Origin of the sequence: Virgibacillus sp. MG-45, assembly GCF_036409425.1 — a bacterium.
Classification (GTDB): Bacteria; Bacillota; Bacilli; order Bacillales; family Amphibacillaceae; genus LDC-1.
Window position 1 is genome coordinate 25,526 of record NZ_JAXOFU010000013.1, and the last position, 17,454, is coordinate 42,979.

Consider the following 17,454-nt stretch of genomic DNA (forward strand, 5'->3'; position numbering starts at 1 on the left):
ATATTATATTAATTGTCCTGCAATTTTTTGATTTCGTTCATAATTGCTTCTGATGTTTCCTTTGCGTTCGTTTTGTTTGCACGTAATTGCTCCATATTCATTGGCGGACCGTATGTAACGATTAGTCTTTTAAATGGTTTATATGGGCCTTTAATCAAACATGGAACTACCTGTGCATCAGAACGTAATGCAAAAAAACCGACTCCTGCAAGAGGTTTGCCAAGTTCACCCGTTTTACTTCTTGTTCCTTCTGGAAAAAGTCCTAATGCTTCTCCATTATTTAAGATATCTAATCCTTTTCTTAACGCATTGCGATCTCCCATTCCTCTTTTTACTGGAAAGGCTTGTATCCCTTTTAATAGCTTACCTAAAAAGAAATTGTTAAATAGCTCTTCTTTTGCCATAAAGTGAATATCTCTTGAGGATGTAATTCCAACAACAGGAGGATCTAAATTAGATATATGGTTTGAGCAAATAATGACTGGCCCTTTTTTCGGGATGTTTTCTTTGCCAATAACTTTTATACGATATAAAGGGTAAAAGATAATGAGAACAATAAATTTTGCAAATTTATATAAGTTCATCCTTAAGCTCCTTTAAACTGCTAACTTTTTGCTTACTTCTTGTAATATTCGATCTGCTACTTCTTGAATTGTTAATGAAGTAGTATCTATCTCAATGGCATCGGTTGCTTTAATAAGTGGTGCAACTTCTCGCTTTGAGTCGATTTGATCGCGTTTTTCAATTTCTGCTTTTAATTGTTGTAAATTAGAGGGAAATCCTTTTTTTATATTTTCTTCATGTCTTCTTCTCGCTCTTTCCTCTGCAGTTGCCAAAAGAAAAATTTTCACTTCTGCATCTGGGATAACATGTGTTCCGATATCTCTCCCGTCCATGACTACCCCCCTATTAGTCGCGAGCTTTTGCTGGCGTTTTACCATCTCTTCACGAATGGCACGGTGCTTTGCCACAAAAGAAACATTGTTCGTTACTTCATTTGTTCGGATAGCTTCTGTAACGTCCTTTCCATCTAAGAATACACGTTGTCCAGCTTCTCCTTGCTCAAGCGTTATGTTGCTTTTACTTAATAGCACTGAAAGAGCTTCTTCTTCTTCAACCGACAAATGCTCCTGCAATGCTTTGAGCGTCAGTGCACGATACATAGCACCAGTATCAATATAAATATACGTTAATTTGTGGGCGACGATTTTTGCTACGGTACTTTTACCCGCAGCTGCTGGACCGTCAATAGCAATTGCTAGCTTCTTATTATTAGCCACCATAAATCATTCCTCTTCCTCTCTTATGTACGGTGTATATTTCATCATTTAGATTGTTTTAAATCGGAATCATTGTTTCTTATTTAAAACAAACCGTTTCTTAAAATGGGCTGTCCTATTTAAAGGTAACCACTTAGAAAAGGATATCAATTCTAATGAAATGGACCTGTAAAAATAGGACAGCCAAGTAAATAGTCTCTTTTTAAATAATAACATACTCTTAAATTAATGGTCTATGTGTTCTCTTTTTTTATTATAGATACAGAAGTTTCCCTATTCAAAAATAGTTCACGATAATTCCTTTTTTCTTGCTTCGCGTTGTTTTTCAAAGCAATAACGAATAATTTGCTGACGCGTATCATTGGAAATATAGATGAATTTTAAAGAAGCAGTTTGTTTTTTGTTTTCGAGCTGTATGAATCGAATTACTTCAGCTGTAACTTGTACGTAATCAATTAATCCAGAAGTCCATGATAGAACTAAGGTAAGATCAACCTTTTCCCCTTCTTTTATTGATGTGTCCGTGGGAATAATTATCGATATGCCACCACCACTAATATCCGTCGATACCGTTGTAAACGGGAAAATCATTGTATCATTTGGGTGCACCGCTACATCTATCGCAGTTTCAATTCGAACAAAATTTCTCCGTTGAATTGTTTTTATCCTATCCTCATCTGGATAATCCATGGCAAGGGCTTGAATAGGTAATTGTACTTTCTTTTTTACAACACTAAAAAATTCATATACGGTTTGATCTGAACTTACATAGGAAAATGATAGTTGGTCTCCCACGTTAAAAAACACCGATTTTTGACTTGCTAAACAAACGGGAAAATCAATATAAAAATACTGGTCATCTTTGTCAACTACTTTACTGCGAAGTCTTCGATCATTTGATATGTCATGAATCGTTACAAATTCACCGATATTCAAGAAATTCATAATCCCCCTCCATCTCCGTTCATTATGGAACTATTTCTATTATCACAGAAAATGTGAAAAAGGGAAAGGCTTCTTGACCAATCCCTTTAATCTTGTATATAACAGCCTTTATTGTTAATTCTATGCCCATTGATGTAAGGTTTGCTTTATCGTGCTAATGCATAATTAAGCTCACTATTTCCTAATTTTTGAACCTTCTCTTCTGTTCCATCCATTGCATTGATAAAAATTCGGTACGTATCATTTCCTAATACGCCAAGGTATTCATATGTTAATACTTCTTCACCAAGGTCATTATCAATAATGGCCAAAAATTGTTCTTTGATATCCACTTTCTCGTTTACACTTTTTCTTGCATCTTTTTCTGCTAAAGTTGGCTTTGGAATATCTCGCTTCTTATGATTCATAAAATAGTTTCGTGCTGTTAATCCAAGAACATCACCGTTGTCTAATGCAACCTTTACTTCAATTGAATCGGAATATACACGAATTCCATTATCATTGTATAAGAAAGAATAAACACCAACTTTATCATATTCGGCACTTTGAAATAAAGTCATATCATTAAAACCATTATTTTCAAGAAATTTTTCCGCCTTTTCAAGCCCACCATTAAGACTTAGTTTTTGCTCTTTAATCGGGCGTTCAATTAATAAGGAGAGTGGATGCCCTCCCTTTTTAGAAACATCCATATATGCACGCTTATCCCCGTCTTCGTATGAAGCGCTAAATAAAGGGATATCTGCTCCATCACCCGTTTTTGTTATTTTAACGTTTGCTTTATTTTGAAGCTTAAATAAAACTTTACTTTGGTTTAACACTTCTTGCTTTGATACATCATTACCCTTTAAATTGTTAAATTTATGTTCTTTCGTTGTTTGCTCTGAAAGCGGAGAGTCTATATTAGTTTCAGCATATCCCTCTACTTTTTTCTCAACTGTTTTCAATCCATCAATGATTGTATTGTCCGATTGCTCATCTTGGGTAGCAAGTGCAAGCTGTACGTCCATCCAACGAAGATTTTCTTCTAGTACCAGACTCTGAACCTGTCTTAATTCATTTTTTATTTCTCCAGATTGCTTGTACAGCTCGTTTAGTGCTTTCATTTCCTTGTCAGATAGTGGTTTATTTTTCAAATCTCTAACAGCTGTACGATACGTAAAGTCTCCGATATTAGATAGAAATTCTTCCGTCTTGTTAAATGGGAGAAGTGTTAACGGAAGTTGGCCAACATTTGATAGTGCATCAGAAGTTAAACGCCAAATGTCAACGAGCTGTGGTGAAAGACTTGTATTGGAATTCATAGCTAATGCGGTGCCAATTTTATCATGCAACACATCGAGATGGTACGTAAGCTCATGAAAAGAGCGCTGGTACGTATTTTCTGCTTGTATGAGGACTGCATTTTTTTCTTCATGCTCTTTATAACCCCAAATTCCTGCACCTACTAATCCAATTGATAATACTGCAATTAAGATCCATCGAACCATCTTTATTCACCCCTTCTATTTGCAAAAAATATGCTTTCCAATTTGTTTTATTTGTGGTCTTGTCCAGATCCAACTCGATGTAGCTGTTTGTGGATTAAAATAATATAAAGCATTTCCTGATGGGTCCCAGCCATTTATTGCATCAATCACAGCTTTTTTTGATGTTTCATTTGGTGTTAACCAAATTTGACCATCTGCAACCGCTGTAAATGCACGGGGTTCAAAAATAACACCAGCGACACTATTTGGGAATGTTGGACTTTGTACGCGATTCAAAATTACTGCTGCTACTGCAACCTGTCCCTCATATGGTTCTCCGCGAGCTTCACCGTGTACTGCATTCGCTAGTAAATTTATATCATTTTGCGAATACCCAGGTGGTGTGTTAACGGTTTTAGTTGGCGCGGTCGGAGTTTGTTTTTTTGGAGCAGTTTTATTCGGCACTTTCTGTGGTGCTTGCTTTTTATTTTCCACCCCACCATAATGGGTGAATTTATATCCTTTATTGATATGTTCTTTTACATATTTTTCATTATATTTACTAGCTTTGACTAATTTCTGCTTTGTTTTTGCACCTGCAATCCCATCAATATCTAAGCCAAATTCGTATTGAAAATTTCGTAGTGCCCAATAGGTTCTCCACCCGAAAACACCATCAATTTGTCCGTTGAAAAATCCAAGATATTGTAATCTTGCCTGTAACTCAATCACATCATCTCCAACAGCACCGTGTTGAATTACTTGCGGGCTAAATGCTTTAACCTGATCTGTTTTTGGATAAGTTGCTTGATGTGCTAGTGCGAAAAAACATATAATTATAATTAACATGAGCCTTTTTTTATGTGACATTCTATTTCCTCCCACTTCGTAACATGGATTCGTGTCATTATTTTTAAACGAATCCTAGTTTTTATTCATGATTTGTTTACGAAGTATAAAAATGTAGAAAAATAGCTTTAATAGTCCATACAAAAAAACCACTGTTAAAAGGACAGTGGCAGAAGTGATAATATTAATTTATTTAGATTAATTCGATTGCATTGTTTTATTGGCTGATTTCATTCGATGTAAAGCTAGCATCCATAAAATAATCATGAATGGAACCATGATAAACAGCCATTTACTTGAAGTAGTATTTAAAATATAATTATATATTCCATGTAAAAAAAACGGAAATAAGAAAGCGAACAAAAGATTACGCTTTTGATGGTGTTTATACATTTTCGCTTTACCAAAGTGATACCCCATAATAACGGCGAATAATGCATGGGAGGATACAGGAAAAATAGCACGCGTAAAAGCATATTCAATACCATTTACAAATAAAAACAGAATATTTTCTAGCGTTGCAAACCCTAGGCTAATGGACACTGCGTATACGATGCCGTCATAATGTGCATCAAACTCTGTATGACCGTAGATCACATAAAAAAAGATGAACCATTTAAAGAATTCCTCTAACAAAGCAGGAAGAAAAAACAATTCAACAAATAGGTTTGCATTTATTTCATTTGCTATCGCATATTGAACGAACATAATCGGAAAAACGAGTAGCATCCCAAAAATAAACGTTCGTACAATTAATGATAGTGGTTCAGTAAAACGATCTTTTAAATAAAAAAAAGATAGTAAAGCAAAAGCCGGTGCTATTCCGGCAGATAGGATGGCGAACATGGAATTAGACCTCTTTCTCAAACATGCTAATCCCATGTTACCATGATGGCATTCGATTGAAAATACATTCTACTATAAATTATAAAAAATGCAGGTGATGATTTTGAAAAAGATTTTACTTATTCATACGGGTGGAACCATTTCGATGTTAGAAAACAAAGAAACAGGAGAAGTATATACAACAAATAAACACCCTTTATCTGAAGCTACCTATATTTTGCAAGAATTTGCGGATGTAGAAGAAAAGATAATTTTCTCTTTACCGTCTCCCCATATAACTCCAGACCATATGCTTGAGCTTGGAAAACTCATTAATAGTGAAATGGATAATTATGATGGTTTTGTCGTGACACATGGAACAGATACACTTGAAGAAACTGCTTATTTTTTGGATTTAATGTTAGTTACTAAAAAGCCCGTTATAATTACTGGTGCAATGCGTTCTAGTAATGAAATAGGCTCAGATGCACTCTATAATTTAATCAGTTCGATCCGTGTCGCATCAGATGAGCGAGCGATTGAACAAGGTGTACTAGTCGTTATGAATGATGAAATTCATACCGCAGCAAATGTAACGAAGACTTCAACAAGTAATGTTGCGACATTTAAAAGTCCACAATATGGCCCAATCGGTATTATTACAAAAGATTCACTCCTTTTTCATCATCAAATCTTAAAAAGAAAAAAATACGTCGTTTCAAGCATTACAAAAAAAGTACTTCTCTTACGCGCTTTTGCTGGAATGGATGGAGAAATATTTGAGGCGATAAATGAGAGATCAATTGATGGATTAGTTGTTGAGGGGTTTGGTCAAGGAAACTTACCGAAGGATGTTATTCCCCCGCTTAAAAAAATGATTGCGAACAATATTCCAATTGTTTTGGTTTCAAGATGCTTTCAAGGTATTGTGCAGCCCACCTATAGCTATGATGGAGGTGGAAAGCACTTAAAAGATATGGGTATTATTTTTACCAATGGATTAACAGGACCAAAAGCGCGAATAAAATTATTACTTGCACTAGAACAAACGAATGATTTACAAAAGCTACACATGATGTTTCAAATTGATTAATAATAAGGTTGCCCAACGTCTTACAGGACGTTGGGCAACCTTATTTTTTAGACCGTGTTTTCTACTCTCTATGTTCGATTGCTTTAGCAATTGCTTCCCCATGAAATCTTCCATTTTCGATAAATATCTTATTATTATTAAATCCAGCTGCAATTACGCCAGCAATATATAACCCCGACACATTTGTTTCATATGATTCATCATCATAATAAGGCTTTCCATTTTCAGGGTTGATTTGTACACCAGCAGCTCGCAAAAAATCTACATCTGGACGATATCCAGTCATTGCGAACACAAAATCATTTGGAATTGATTTTGTTGTTCCTTTTGTTTCAAAATAAACGTGATCTTCAGTAATCTTCGTTACATGTGATCCAAATTCCATCGTAATAATGCCTTTTTCAACGAGGGAATCAAAGTCAGGAAGAATCCACGGCTTAATACTTTTCGAATAAGTAGATCCACGATAAATCACTGTAATATTCGCCCCAGCTTTATGCAATTCTAAAGCAGCGTCTACAGCAGAGTTTTTTCCTCCAATAATGACAACATTTTTTTTGTAATATGGATGACCTTCTTTGAAATAGTGCATTACCTTTGGTAGCGATTCTCCCGGAATATGAAGTAAGTTCGGGTGGTCATAGTAACCAGTTGCAATTACAACCTTGTCTGCTTGATAGCTGTCTTTCTTGCCGCTTTGCTTGATTGTATGAAGTTGAAAATGATTGCCTTCTTTTTCCACTTTAATTACTTGCTCATATGCTTGTACCCGAAGTGCTGTTCTTTCAGCAACGGTTCGATAGTAGGTTAACGCTTGCATTCTTACAGGCTTCTGCTTTTCGGTAATAAATGGAATGCCACCAATTTCAAGCTTGTCACTTGAGCTAAAAAATGTTTGATGCGTCGGATAATGATAAATAGAGTTAGCTACATTCCCTTTTTCAATTAGTAACGGGTCTATGCCCTTCTTTTTCAATTCAATGGCACAGGACATCCCACATGGTCCAGCTCCAACTATAATAACCTTTTCTTTACTCACGATCATGCACTTCCTTTATAAAAATAAACAAAAGAACTCTTACTCAACTATACATGATAAGAGTTCTTTCGTCATTCAATTGCTATATTAATTTAAACCCATCCACGGAAACGAGCGGCTTCAGCCATTTTTCGAACACCAATCATATAAGCTGCTAAACGCATATCAACTCGTCTTGTTTCAGCTGTATTGTAAATCGAATTAAAAGATTTAATCATCGTTGCATGAAGTTTTTCATCAATTTCTTCTTCCGTCCAATAGTAACCTTGATTATTTTGTACCCACTCGAAATAGGACACGGTTACTCCACCTGCTGACGCTAACACATCTGGAACGAGTAAAATTCCTCTTTCGGTAAGTATTTTAGTTGCCTTCATGGTAGTAGGTCCATTAGCAGCTTCAACAACGATGCTTGCTTTAATTTTATGAGCATTATGTTCTGTAATTTGATTTTCGACTGCAGCTGGGACTAGAATATCACAATCAAGTTCTAATAAATCTTGATTTGATATCGTATTATCAAACAATTTGGTTACGGTTCCAAAGCTATCTCTTCGATCTAATAAATAATCGATATCTAATCCCTCTGGATCATATAATGCACCATATGCATCGGATATTCCAACTACTTTTGCGCCTGCATCATATAAGAACTTGGATAAGAAGCTACCGGCATTCCCAAACCCTTGAACAACAACTCGTGCTCCTTTTACATCTATCCCTTTTTTCTTTGCAGCTTCATTAATAACGATTGTTACACCTTTTGCAGTTGCAGATTCTCTACCATGTGATCCGCCTAATACGATTGGTTTACCCGTAATAAAGCCTGGACTGTTAAATTCATCAATGCGGCTGTATTCATCCATCATCCATGCCATAATTTGTGAATTTGTAAAAACGTCTGGAGCAGGTATATCCTTTGTTGGACCTACAATCTGACTGATTGCACGAACATAGCCTCTACTTAGACCTTCTAATTCACGAAATGACATTTCACGAGGATCGCAAATAATACCGCCTTTTCCGCCACCATAAGGGAGATCAACAATACCTGCTTTCAGACTCATCCAAATAGAAAGCGCCTTTACTTCATCTTCCGTTACATCGGGATGAAATCGAACGCCACCCTTTGTAGGTCCTACAGCATCATTATGTTGCGCGCGATAACCAGTAAAAACTTTAACTGATCCATCATCCATTCGGACTGGAATGCGAACGGTCATCATTCGAATAGGCTCTTTTAATAATTCGAATACTTCCTCAGGGTAACCCAACTTTTCCAATGCCGTTTTAACAACGGTTCGAGTTGAACTTAACACATCTGTTTCATTAATTGCTTCTTCGGTAGAATCTGCTGCTTTATCGGCTACCATGAATTTACCTCCTAAATATCCTTATAAAAATTATTAAATGCTGTACTCAGAGATTAGTATACACTTTCATAATAAATATGCAATAATATTAATTCAAATTTCTATATAAAAAAATAAATAAATGTAAGCGATTACGAAAAAGACGATTATTGGATACGAATGTATCCAAAATAGACGATAAATAAAACCAAAATTATAACTAAAATTTACGAATGAAAGATTCGAAAGATTTCATCTGCAGCATTATTACTAAGTATCGTTTTTCCATATTCACGTAAGCGATAGGAAGTGACAATACTCGGTGAAGAAAACTCCGACATAACAGCAATTACATCTTCTTTTTTCGTTAAATGGTTGATATCCTTTTCTTCTAATAGCATATAATAACGTTCATCCATAAAGTACACTTTTCCACCTTTTATTGATAGAGCATTCAAATAAGCTGACACACGAATAATATCCTCAAATTCTCCAAAAGAAAAGATTAGTTCATTACTTTCATCTAATGTGACTTTCATTTCAATGAATTCCTCTTCCCAATCCAAATTCTCAACTTTTTGAGTAACCGTAACATGCATTCCTTGTGCTTGCATCAAATGCACCTGCACAAATAATCTGCCTTCAAGTTCAAATCCAAGCTCTTTACTTGCCTCATACATCATGTCACTAAATAGATTTTGAACACCATCCGCGTCATACCATAAATCTTCTTTTGTAAAGCCTCGTTCCACTAAATCATCAAATGTCAAAAAGATTTTAAACTTATTTATGGTTACCCTCTCAATCCGCACATAGCATCCTCCTCTTCATCATGAAATGCGTCTATACCCCCTTATAAATGTGGGGTGATGTTAATAGTATATGTCAGTATACTTTTTGTTGAACGGCTAGCGTTCATTTCATGGATTTAAATTGCAAAAGGTGACATTCAGCTTTAGTTCCCAATCGAAATGGAACACCGGTATATCCATATCCTTCGCTAATAAATACATTGGTTTGCCCGTATTTATTTAAGCCCCCTCGTTGATATGGGCCAATTCCAAAGAAACGTATTTGACCACCATGTGTATGCCCGGCAAGAACGGTATCAACCCTACTTTTTTCCCGTTTACTTAAAGAAAAGAAGCCGTTTGGATCATGAGTAATTAATATCCAATATCCGTCTACTATTGACTTCATGGCTTCTGAGAAGTTAGGTTTTCCATATTTTTTACAATCTAATCCGATAAAATGAATAGACTCCCCATTTTTTTCTACCGTCTTCGCCGCGTTTTTTAAAATGGTCACCCCTTCATCGATAACTAATTTTTCGAACTTATCTGGTGCCGCTTCATTGTCATTATTACCCCAAACAAAATAAATGGGCGCCTGTAATTGCTTTAATCTACGAATGTTTTCCTGCACTTTATGAATAGAAACACCTTTTTCCATCACATCCCCGCCGATAAAAATGCAGTCTACACGTGTTGAATCAACTTGCTTCAATGTTGAAAGCTTTATCAATCTACGATGGATATCAGAAATAAAGAAAATACCGTAACCTGAAAGTGCTGACGGAAATCGATCATCTTGGATCTTGATTACATCATATATATCATGATGAGCCAGATATAACATGTAAAGCACGAGACCGAATGTGAAACCAATCGTTAGAAATAGTAACAGGCCCATTGGATTATCCCTTTCATTTTATCATGATCATATCATATATGATGCTTAACATGAATATTTGAATAGGATAAGCTCTTTATTCATACATATGAAATGATATCAATGTGTTTGAAAGGAGGATTTGATGTTTACGCAATATAAATATTGGAAGCCATATATTAGTCCATACGACCCTTGTCCACCAATTCGAGTAAAGAGCTATTCGACCCCTCCAAATTTATATCTTCATTTCCAGCCACCAGGACTTCCACAATTTAAACCGAAAGAAGCCCTTTATCATGGAACATTATGGCCTGCCTTATTCAGCCCATATCCAGACCCACACAAAAGAGGTGATCTAGATGAGTAAAACCCTACCTCCTGAATATTATCAGCTCCTCGAAGACATCCAAGCAGTCGACTTTGTTCTCGTTGAATTAACCCTTTATCTTGATACACATCCAAATGATTATGATGCAATCGAGCAATTTAATTATTGTGCAAAAGAAAGCAGAACTTTAAAAAACCATTTTGAAAAACAGTTCGGTCCACTGATGCAATATGGTAGAAGCTATTCAAATTATCCTTGGGATTGGGGACAGACACCATGGCCATGGCAGGTTTAATAAGTGAACAAAAATGATGGATGTTTAGGAGGAGATTGTTTGTGTGGTATTATGAAAAAAAATTGCAATACCCTGTTAAAGTAAGGGAATGCAATCCAATGCTTGCTAAATTTCTAATCGAGCAATATGGTGGTGCCGATGGTGAACTAGCTGCAGCCCTTCGTTATTTAAACCAACGTTATTCGATACCGGACAAAGTAATCGGTCTGTTAACAGATATTGGTACCGAAGAATTTGCACACTTGGAAATGATTGCAACTATGGTATATAAATTAACCAAAGATGCTACACCTGATCAGTTAAAGGAAGCTGGCTTAGGAGCGCACTATGCCAATCATGATCGAGCATTGTTTTATGAAAATGCTGCAGGTGATCCTTGGACCGCAACGTATATTCAGGCAAAAGGAGATCCAATTGCAGACTTATACGAGGATATTGCTGCAGAAGAAAAAGCACGAGCGACCTATCAATGGATTATTAATCTATCCGACGACCCTGAATTAAATGACAGTTTAAAGTTTTTACGTGAGCGTGAGGTTGTTCATTCGCAACGTTTTCGTGAAGCAGTAGAGATTATTAAAGAAGAGCGTGATAAGAAACACTTTTTTTAAACAAATAGAAGGATGAGATTAGAAGTGACAGAGTATGCTTAACTATATTATTTTAAACATGCATTTATCGAGCAGTTAAAATGCGTGTTTCCACTAGAAAAAAAGGAGTTTTTTCTACATTGGATTAATCATTTCCCTTTGTCATTCGGGAATAGCGCGAGCCGAAAATCTACTCGGAAAAGTGGCTATCTTTTCCGAGTAAGTTGAGGCCGTGCCTAACTCCGAAAAACATTTTCCGTAAGGTTTCCTATGCTGAAAGCGACTCCATTTAAAATTGCGTCGATATGAATCATATTGATATAAATGTTATTATTTTGACTTATCCTATATTTACTATTACTTCATCAGGAGGTTATTAAAAAAATCCAAGAAAATCGTTCCCTAACATATAATATGCCCCTACTAAGATTGCACATAGCATAATGATGACAATTAAGAATCGAACAATTGGTCCATGAATACGAAAGTGAACACGCGTATTCTTTTGTCCATGAACCGTGCTTCTTGGCGGTAGATTTAAAATGTCAATTTCTCTGTTCTCTTGCTGATTTGGAATATCAATCGTATTTTCGTCGGTTGGTACTTCAATATTCGTTTCGCTGCTTGTACTCTCATTTGTCTGTACTTCCTCAAAAAGCTTCCGCAGCTCTTTTGCCTGATCTTCATTCGCTTCCATTTTTGTGTTCATCTTTATGCACCCCGCTTTTGCGATCGAATTATTAAACCCATTATAAAATCTATCAAAAAGTGTATGGTAATTGTTACCAGCAAATTGTTCGTAAGCTCAAATAAATACCCTAAGCAAAAACTGACAATAAGTACATAGCCTAATAATATAGGCTTTTTTAAATACCGTATATGTATGAGAGCAAATAGAATACTCGCAGGAACAAATCCAATTGTTGTTTGCAGTACACCTCTAAATAAAAGCTCTTCTGAAATAGCAATGAACACTGCCGCAAAAAATATTTCTACCTGTGTTAAGGATTGAAATATTCTTTCGTTAATCCCGCCGTCATCATAGTAATGTTTCGGTAACAAATAAGTGAGAACTAAATCGATACTAATAATGAGTATACTCGGAATGATACTGTATACCATTATTTCCTTGATACTCCAATCAAATAAATCAAACCAAACGGAAAAGTCCGTAAAAAATAGGAAACTTAACCCGAAGGCTAAAGCAATAAATAATAATTGATTGATTAATAGAAGTCGCTTAATATCTGAACGTGTCATATTTTTTATAGCTTCTTCTTGTTTCATTTTTTATCTCCTAATAGCAGTAACGATTCGAGCTTCGTTTGCCAGGATTCAGCATCTTTTTTCAGAGACGACTTTGATTCTATTGGCGTCCAGTCATCTAATACAAAGCCACAATTAGAGCAACAATGGTTGTTAGGTTTTGTAAAAGCATCTTGGAATTGGATAAACAATTCTTCTCGTAAGCATGATGTACATTGGATCCATTTCACCATTTCCATCAGCTTTGCTTCTTTTTGTATTAACCGTTCATCACGATACAATTGAATCGTTGAAAACGCGTGCTGCCATTTATTCTCGTTAAAGTTGATCTTTCGTTCTTTAATAATACCATGTTTTTCAAATTGATACTGTAGAAAATTCCATTGTGTTTCAGTTAATGAAAACAATTGTCCTATTTCTTTTTGATTTATCGGAAGCGGCTGCCCTTTATTTGCTAAATGGGAAAGCACTTCAAATGACTGATGAATGGAAGCAGAAGATGGTAGCTCATTTTCCACTATTTGTTTTGGTAAATATAAATCATTCGCAGCAAACAATAATACACTTAAGCTGGATAAACCATCCCTACCTGCTCTGCCCACTTCTTGAATATACGCTTCCATTTCAGCGGGAAAATGATAATGAATAACCAGTCGAATATTACTTTTATTTATTCCCATTCCGAACGCACTTGTGCAACATATAATATCTAGTTGATTATTCATAAATTGTTGTTGAACAATAACACGATCTAATTGCTCCATTCCACCATGATAAAAAGCAATTCGCCGATCCTGCCATTTTCCTGAAAGCAGTTGAGCTATGTTCTCACAAGCATGTCTACTCGAAAAATAGATAAGTGTAGGTACATTATATTTTTTTAATAGACCATCGATTTCTTCTAGCTTTTCCTGTTTATTTGTTACCTTGCGAATGGTCAAAATGATATTTTCGCGGTCTATTGGATTAATATGCTTCTTCATTTCACCAACATCCAATGCCTTCATAATATCTTTTTGAACCTTTGGGGTAGCGGTAGCACTTAAAGCTAGTACAGGAGGATAGGCTAACGTTTTAATAACGTCCTTTAAACGTAAATAGTCTGGTCTGAATTCATGGCCCCATTGAGAAATACAATGTGCTTCATCAATTACAAATAAGCTGATATGGAGCTTATCTAATCTATGCATAAAAGCATCCTGTTGTAATAATTCTGGAGAAACGTAAATAAGTTTATACTCATGTAATTGCCGGTATATTTCATTTCTTTGTTTAGAATCAAGAAAGCTATTGATGGCAACAACTTTTTTAAAATTTGTCGCCTTTAACTGTTTGACCTGATCCATCATTAACGAAATTAGTGGAGAAACGACTACCGTTGTACCCGACAAAAGCATTGCTGGAAGCTGATAGCAGATTGATTTTCCGGTCCCTGTAGGTAACACCCCTAATACATGCTCTCCTTTCATAACATCTTCTATGATTTCTCGTTGGCCAGGACGAAAGGAATGATAACCGAATATTCGTTCTAAATGAACTTCAAGTTGTTTGTTGCTTACCATGTTTATCCCTCGTTAAACGTGTAAATTTTGTTAACATTAATCGAATTTGAAAATATGAAATCGAATCTCCTACTGTACTTCTAATATCCCGTAACCGATGCGAGGGATTCGTCTTTATTGCTTGTAATATTAATGGTTGTGCTTGTTCATCCACAAATTGATGAAATGGAAATTCTTGTTCATGCAATGCAATTTCTACCATATGATCATAGATCGTATTTTTCTTTAATCCGCGTTTTCGACTAATTTCTTCTACGGTTAACCCCATCTTAAAGAAACGAAACGTTTTTTGTGCAGAGGCTGTTAATATAGAAGTATATTCTTCGTAATCTACTAACCCTTGTAACAGAGGATAGTCCTTCTTCTCCTGGTGTATCAGCGAGATCATTTTATGAACAACGGCTGTATGGAGGAGAATCACATCGTCTTTGCTGATCTTGTACTTTTCTTTTAATTGCCCCGTACTCATGCCGTAATGCTGATAGCCTGTTAACCGATCAACAAAAAGAGATGCCTCCATGTCATCCACATACTGTAATAGACAATGTAACTCATGATACATCTCCGGTAGAATATCGGCCTCGCGATTCTTATTCTGACGATAAAAATACTTTACCCAGGCTATAATATCAGGGATATCTATAATCGGAATAAAGGATTTATTTTTCATTTGACTATTAGTATACGTTTGAATTAGTAATAGCAAACGATTCATAAATGTAGGCGCAATGGATTCAAATTTAAGTCCGTTAAAATAAGCGCGAAAGTCCGTTGGTACTTTCTCTATTTCAGTAACGGATAAAAAACTATCTTTTATAGCTCCTTTCATTATCAGTCCATCGCTTCGCATCTGTTGGATGACAGCTTCGAAAGTGTCTATATGTAACGTTTTATGAATACCAAAGAACCGTTCTAATTGGAATATTTCAGCATCATGGATTGTTTGAATGGATTTCTTTCCCTTTAGAAGATAGAAAATGGAGTTAATTGATCGACGATCTTTTATTTGCGATAACGCATAATCTATCACCTTTTCTAGGTACATTTTCAAATCTCCAATCACTATTTCTCTTTATTTTGTAATGTCAATTATTGAAATGAAGTTTAAACAAGCTTACAATCTATTATAGAGGAGATGATCAACCAATTGCATCCTTCTTGGGTGATTTTTTATTAATTTTAAATTATTAACCGATCAAGCATATAGATTTCTATTTTTTTAGGAGGACTCCTCATGGAAAAACGATTTTCAATTGTTGATAAAGAGACATGCATAGCATGTGGAGCCTGTGGCATAACTGCACCAGATATCTTTGACTATGATGACGAGGGACTAGCTTATGTAGTCCTTGATGATAATAAAGGAGTAAAGCAAATTCCGAATGAATTAGAGGACGATTTATTTGATGCCCGTGACGGCTGCCCGAGTGATTCGATAAAAATTGGAGAAACTCCTTTTAAAGGTGATCCGCTGAAAAATGAGTCTCGTTAAATCATGCTATGAAAAAAGTGCTTTCCTAATTCGGCGGAAAGCACTTTTTTATCCTTATAATTGATGTGCATTATAAATGGGGAAATGCCCATTTGCATATTTTTTTATCAAATAAGCAAGCATTGGATAAAATAAAACAATGAATATTGCATTCCCGATTGCATGGTTTGTATCAAATGGAAGTCCTACGATATAGTAAGCCCAAAACATCTGACCAGAGATTTGATAATTTGTTAAGGAAATGATAAATCCATACAAATATCCACTAAAAACTGCGAATAACACGATGACAAATAAAGGGATGCGTTTCGGGAACTTACCGAGCAATCCACTAAGTATGCCAATTATCCCCCAAGAAACGATTTGCCAAATCGTCCAAATGCCTGTACCGAGAATCATATTAGACAAAAATGTAACGAGAAACGCCATGAGAAGTGCGGAAAAAGGTCCTAAAAGCATTCCACATATAATAATAATTGCAGTAGCAGGCTGGATATTCGGCAGAAAAGTAAATACGATTCGCCCTACAATAGCCAATGCAGCTAAAATTGCTAATAATGTAAGTTTATAAATGTTCACCTAAATCATTCCCATGATTGTAAATCAAGCGTTACTTTGTCACCTGGTTTAAGCTTATACTCAGCAGCACCAACATTAGCCACTTCTCCATTTACGGAATACATCCAAGCTTTTTTCTCATCTTTTTTTGGGGCGATTCCTTCAACAGCGTTAATAAATCCGCCTTCTTCTTCAATTTGGAAGTTTTCCTTTAAGACATCCATTAAAATAGCATCTTCTTTAATTGGGACTTCCTTTTCTGTTATTTGCTCTTTTCCCTTGTCCTTAGAAATTGTAATAACAACTGTTTCTTCTTTTTCTTTGCTGTCACTTTCATTCCCCGATGCTTGCTGTTCTGTTTGATTGGAAGCAGGTTTATTTGATTTTTCCTCGTCAGTCGACCCGCAACCAGCTAATAAACTTGCTACAAGCAGTAATGGAAGTAAACGATAAATCCACTTTTGTACCTTCATTGTTTCTCATCCTCCATAATAAAATTATTGAGGAGAAGAGCGTTACTTAAAAAAGCTGACTCCAAAAGAGTCAGCTTTTAACGACATACCTAACTACACAATGATACTTTATTGTCCGTTCGGCTGTCTCAATCGCTTTTCCCTCGAAGCATTGACACAATTGAAATGGCAGGTCTACTGACTTGTGACTAAAGCCTACTCCAAGCCCTTCCCATATGAATGTTCATACAGTGGTAATGCTTGTTTCGATTATCACTTACAGTTGCGAGGACAGCTTCAGCTTTTCACTGAATTCCCTATTAAGTACATTACTGTACACCAATTCCAAACATTGTATTCAATTCAATTTTAATCATAACAGACT

The 17,454-nt window shown here is 35.7% G+C and carries 21 protein-coding genes and 1 riboswitch; of the genes, 5 read left to right on the plus strand and 16 right to left on the minus strand.

Annotation, left to right across the window (positions count from 1 at the left end; all coding sequences use genetic code 11):
* Positions 1–8: 8 nt before the first annotated feature.
* The 6 genes from SPK86_RS13245 to prsW form a co-directional block, all read right to left on the minus strand.
* Positions 9–584: a lysophospholipid acyltransferase family protein gene (locus tag SPK86_RS13245; protein WP_330949575.1), complete on the minus strand. Its 576-nt coding sequence runs from the start codon at positions 582–584 to the stop codon at positions 9–11.
* Positions 585–596: 12 nt separating this feature from the next.
* Complete coding sequence (gene cmk / locus SPK86_RS13250) at positions 597–1,283, minus strand: (d)CMP kinase (protein WP_330949576.1); 687 nt, start codon at positions 1,281–1,283, stop codon at positions 597–599.
* A gap of 285 nt (positions 1,284–1,568) precedes the next feature.
* Positions 1,569–2,225 (minus strand): flagellar brake protein, encoded by a 657-nt coding sequence (locus SPK86_RS13255; RefSeq protein ID WP_330949577.1) that lies wholly within the window; start codon positions 2,223–2,225, stop codon positions 1,569–1,571.
* Between the two features lie 146 nt (positions 2,226–2,371).
* On the minus strand, positions 2,372–3,715 hold the full coding sequence (gene ypeB, locus SPK86_RS13260; RefSeq protein WP_284141274.1) for a germination protein YpeB: 1,344 nt from the start codon (positions 3,713–3,715) through the stop codon (positions 2,372–2,374).
* A gap of 15 nt (positions 3,716–3,730) precedes the next feature.
* Positions 3,731–4,564: a spore cortex-lytic enzyme gene (sleB, locus tag SPK86_RS13265; protein ID WP_284141273.1), complete on the minus strand. Its 834-nt coding sequence runs from the start codon at positions 4,562–4,564 to the stop codon at positions 3,731–3,733.
* A gap of 177 nt (positions 4,565–4,741) precedes the next feature.
* Positions 4,742–5,389: a glutamic-type intramembrane protease PrsW gene (gene prsW / locus SPK86_RS13270; protein ID WP_330949578.1), complete on the minus strand. Its 648-nt coding sequence runs from the start codon at positions 5,387–5,389 to the stop codon at positions 4,742–4,744.
* 103 nt (positions 5,390–5,492) lie between these two features.
* Between prsW and SPK86_RS13275 the strand changes: the two genes are divergently transcribed.
* A complete protein-coding gene (locus tag SPK86_RS13275) occupies positions 5,493–6,461 on the plus strand; it encodes an asparaginase (RefSeq protein WP_330949579.1) in 969 nt (322 codons plus the stop codon).
* Positions 6,462–6,522: 61 nt separating this feature from the next.
* Here SPK86_RS13275 and SPK86_RS13280 read toward each other — a convergent pair whose 3' ends face one another.
* The 4 genes from SPK86_RS13280 to SPK86_RS13295 form a co-directional block, all read right to left on the minus strand.
* Entirely contained in the window at positions 6,523–7,500 is a 978-nt protein-coding gene (locus SPK86_RS13280) for a YpdA family putative bacillithiol disulfide reductase (protein WP_330949580.1), read from the minus strand.
* Positions 7,501–7,592: 92 nt separating this feature from the next.
* Positions 7,593–8,873 (minus strand): Glu/Leu/Phe/Val family dehydrogenase, encoded by a 1,281-nt coding sequence (locus tag SPK86_RS13285; RefSeq protein ID WP_284141269.1) that lies wholly within the window; start codon positions 8,871–8,873, stop codon positions 7,593–7,595.
* Between the two features lie 206 nt (positions 8,874–9,079).
* Entirely contained in the window at positions 9,080–9,664 is a 585-nt protein-coding gene (locus tag SPK86_RS13290) for a genetic competence negative regulator (protein ID WP_284141268.1), read from the minus strand.
* Positions 9,665–9,767: 103 nt separating this feature from the next.
* Positions 9,768–10,544: a metallophosphoesterase gene (locus SPK86_RS13295; RefSeq protein ID WP_330949581.1), complete on the minus strand. Its 777-nt coding sequence runs from the start codon at positions 10,542–10,544 to the stop codon at positions 9,768–9,770.
* Between the two features lie 124 nt (positions 10,545–10,668).
* Here SPK86_RS13295 and SPK86_RS13300 point away from each other — a divergent pair, with 124 nt between their 5' ends.
* The 3 genes from SPK86_RS13300 to SPK86_RS13310 are packed head-to-tail and all read left to right on the plus strand — an operon-like array spanning position 10,669 to position 11,760.
* Positions 10,669–10,893 carry a spore coat associated protein CotJA gene (locus SPK86_RS13300; RefSeq protein ID WP_330949582.1) on the plus strand — a complete coding sequence of 75 codons (225 nt, stop codon included), beginning with the start codon at positions 10,669–10,671 and terminating at the stop codon, positions 10,891–10,893.
* Complete coding sequence (locus tag SPK86_RS13305) at positions 10,886–11,149, plus strand: spore coat protein CotJB (protein WP_284141265.1); 264 nt, start codon at positions 10,886–10,888, stop codon at positions 11,147–11,149. Before SPK86_RS13300 ends, SPK86_RS13305 begins: the two co-directional genes overlap by 8 nt.
* Before the next feature lie 41 nt (positions 11,150–11,190).
* Complete coding sequence (locus tag SPK86_RS13310; protein WP_284141264.1) at positions 11,191–11,760, plus strand: manganese catalase family protein; 570 nt, start codon at positions 11,191–11,193, stop codon at positions 11,758–11,760.
* Between the two features lie 355 nt (positions 11,761–12,115).
* Here the strand turns inward: SPK86_RS13310 and SPK86_RS13315 are convergent, their stop codons facing one another.
* The 4 genes from SPK86_RS13315 to SPK86_RS13330 are packed head-to-tail and all read right to left on the minus strand — an operon-like array spanning position 12,116 to position 15,612.
* Entirely contained in the window at positions 12,116–12,448 is a 333-nt protein-coding gene (locus SPK86_RS13315) for a hypothetical protein (RefSeq protein ID WP_284141263.1), read from the minus strand.
* Between the two features lie 2 nt (positions 12,449–12,450).
* Complete coding sequence (locus SPK86_RS13320; RefSeq protein ID WP_284141262.1) at positions 12,451–13,026, minus strand: CPBP family intramembrane glutamic endopeptidase; 576 nt, start codon at positions 13,024–13,026, stop codon at positions 12,451–12,453.
* Positions 13,023–14,567, minus strand: coding sequence for a RecQ family ATP-dependent DNA helicase (locus SPK86_RS13325; protein ID WP_284141261.1), 1,545 nt, complete (start codon positions 14,565–14,567; stop codon positions 13,023–13,025). The genes SPK86_RS13320 and SPK86_RS13325 overlap by 4 nt, the downstream gene beginning before the upstream one ends.
* Positions 14,545–15,612, minus strand: coding sequence for a helix-turn-helix domain-containing protein (locus tag SPK86_RS13330; protein ID WP_330949583.1), 1,068 nt, complete (start codon positions 15,610–15,612; stop codon positions 14,545–14,547). The genes SPK86_RS13325 and SPK86_RS13330 overlap by 23 nt, the downstream gene beginning before the upstream one ends.
* Before the next feature lie 189 nt (positions 15,613–15,801).
* Here SPK86_RS13330 and SPK86_RS13335 point away from each other — a divergent pair, with 189 nt between their 5' ends.
* A complete protein-coding gene (locus SPK86_RS13335; protein ID WP_284141259.1) occupies positions 15,802–16,059 on the plus strand; it encodes a ferredoxin in 258 nt (85 codons plus the stop codon).
* A 54-nt stretch (positions 16,060–16,113) separates the two neighbouring features.
* Here the strand turns inward: SPK86_RS13335 and SPK86_RS13340 are convergent, their stop codons facing one another.
* Both SPK86_RS13340 and SPK86_RS13345 read right to left on the minus strand, forming a co-directional pair.
* Complete coding sequence (locus SPK86_RS13340; protein WP_284141258.1) at positions 16,114–16,638, minus strand: ECF transporter S component; 525 nt, start codon at positions 16,636–16,638, stop codon at positions 16,114–16,116.
* Between the two features lie 5 nt (positions 16,639–16,643).
* Positions 16,644–17,090: a DUF4430 domain-containing protein gene (locus SPK86_RS13345; RefSeq protein ID WP_330949584.1), complete on the minus strand. Its 447-nt coding sequence runs from the start codon at positions 17,088–17,090 to the stop codon at positions 16,644–16,646.
* Positions 17,091–17,240: 150 nt separating this feature from the next.
* Positions 17,241–17,428, minus strand: a riboswitch (cobalamin riboswitch).
* Positions 17,429–17,454: the final 26 nt, after the last annotated feature.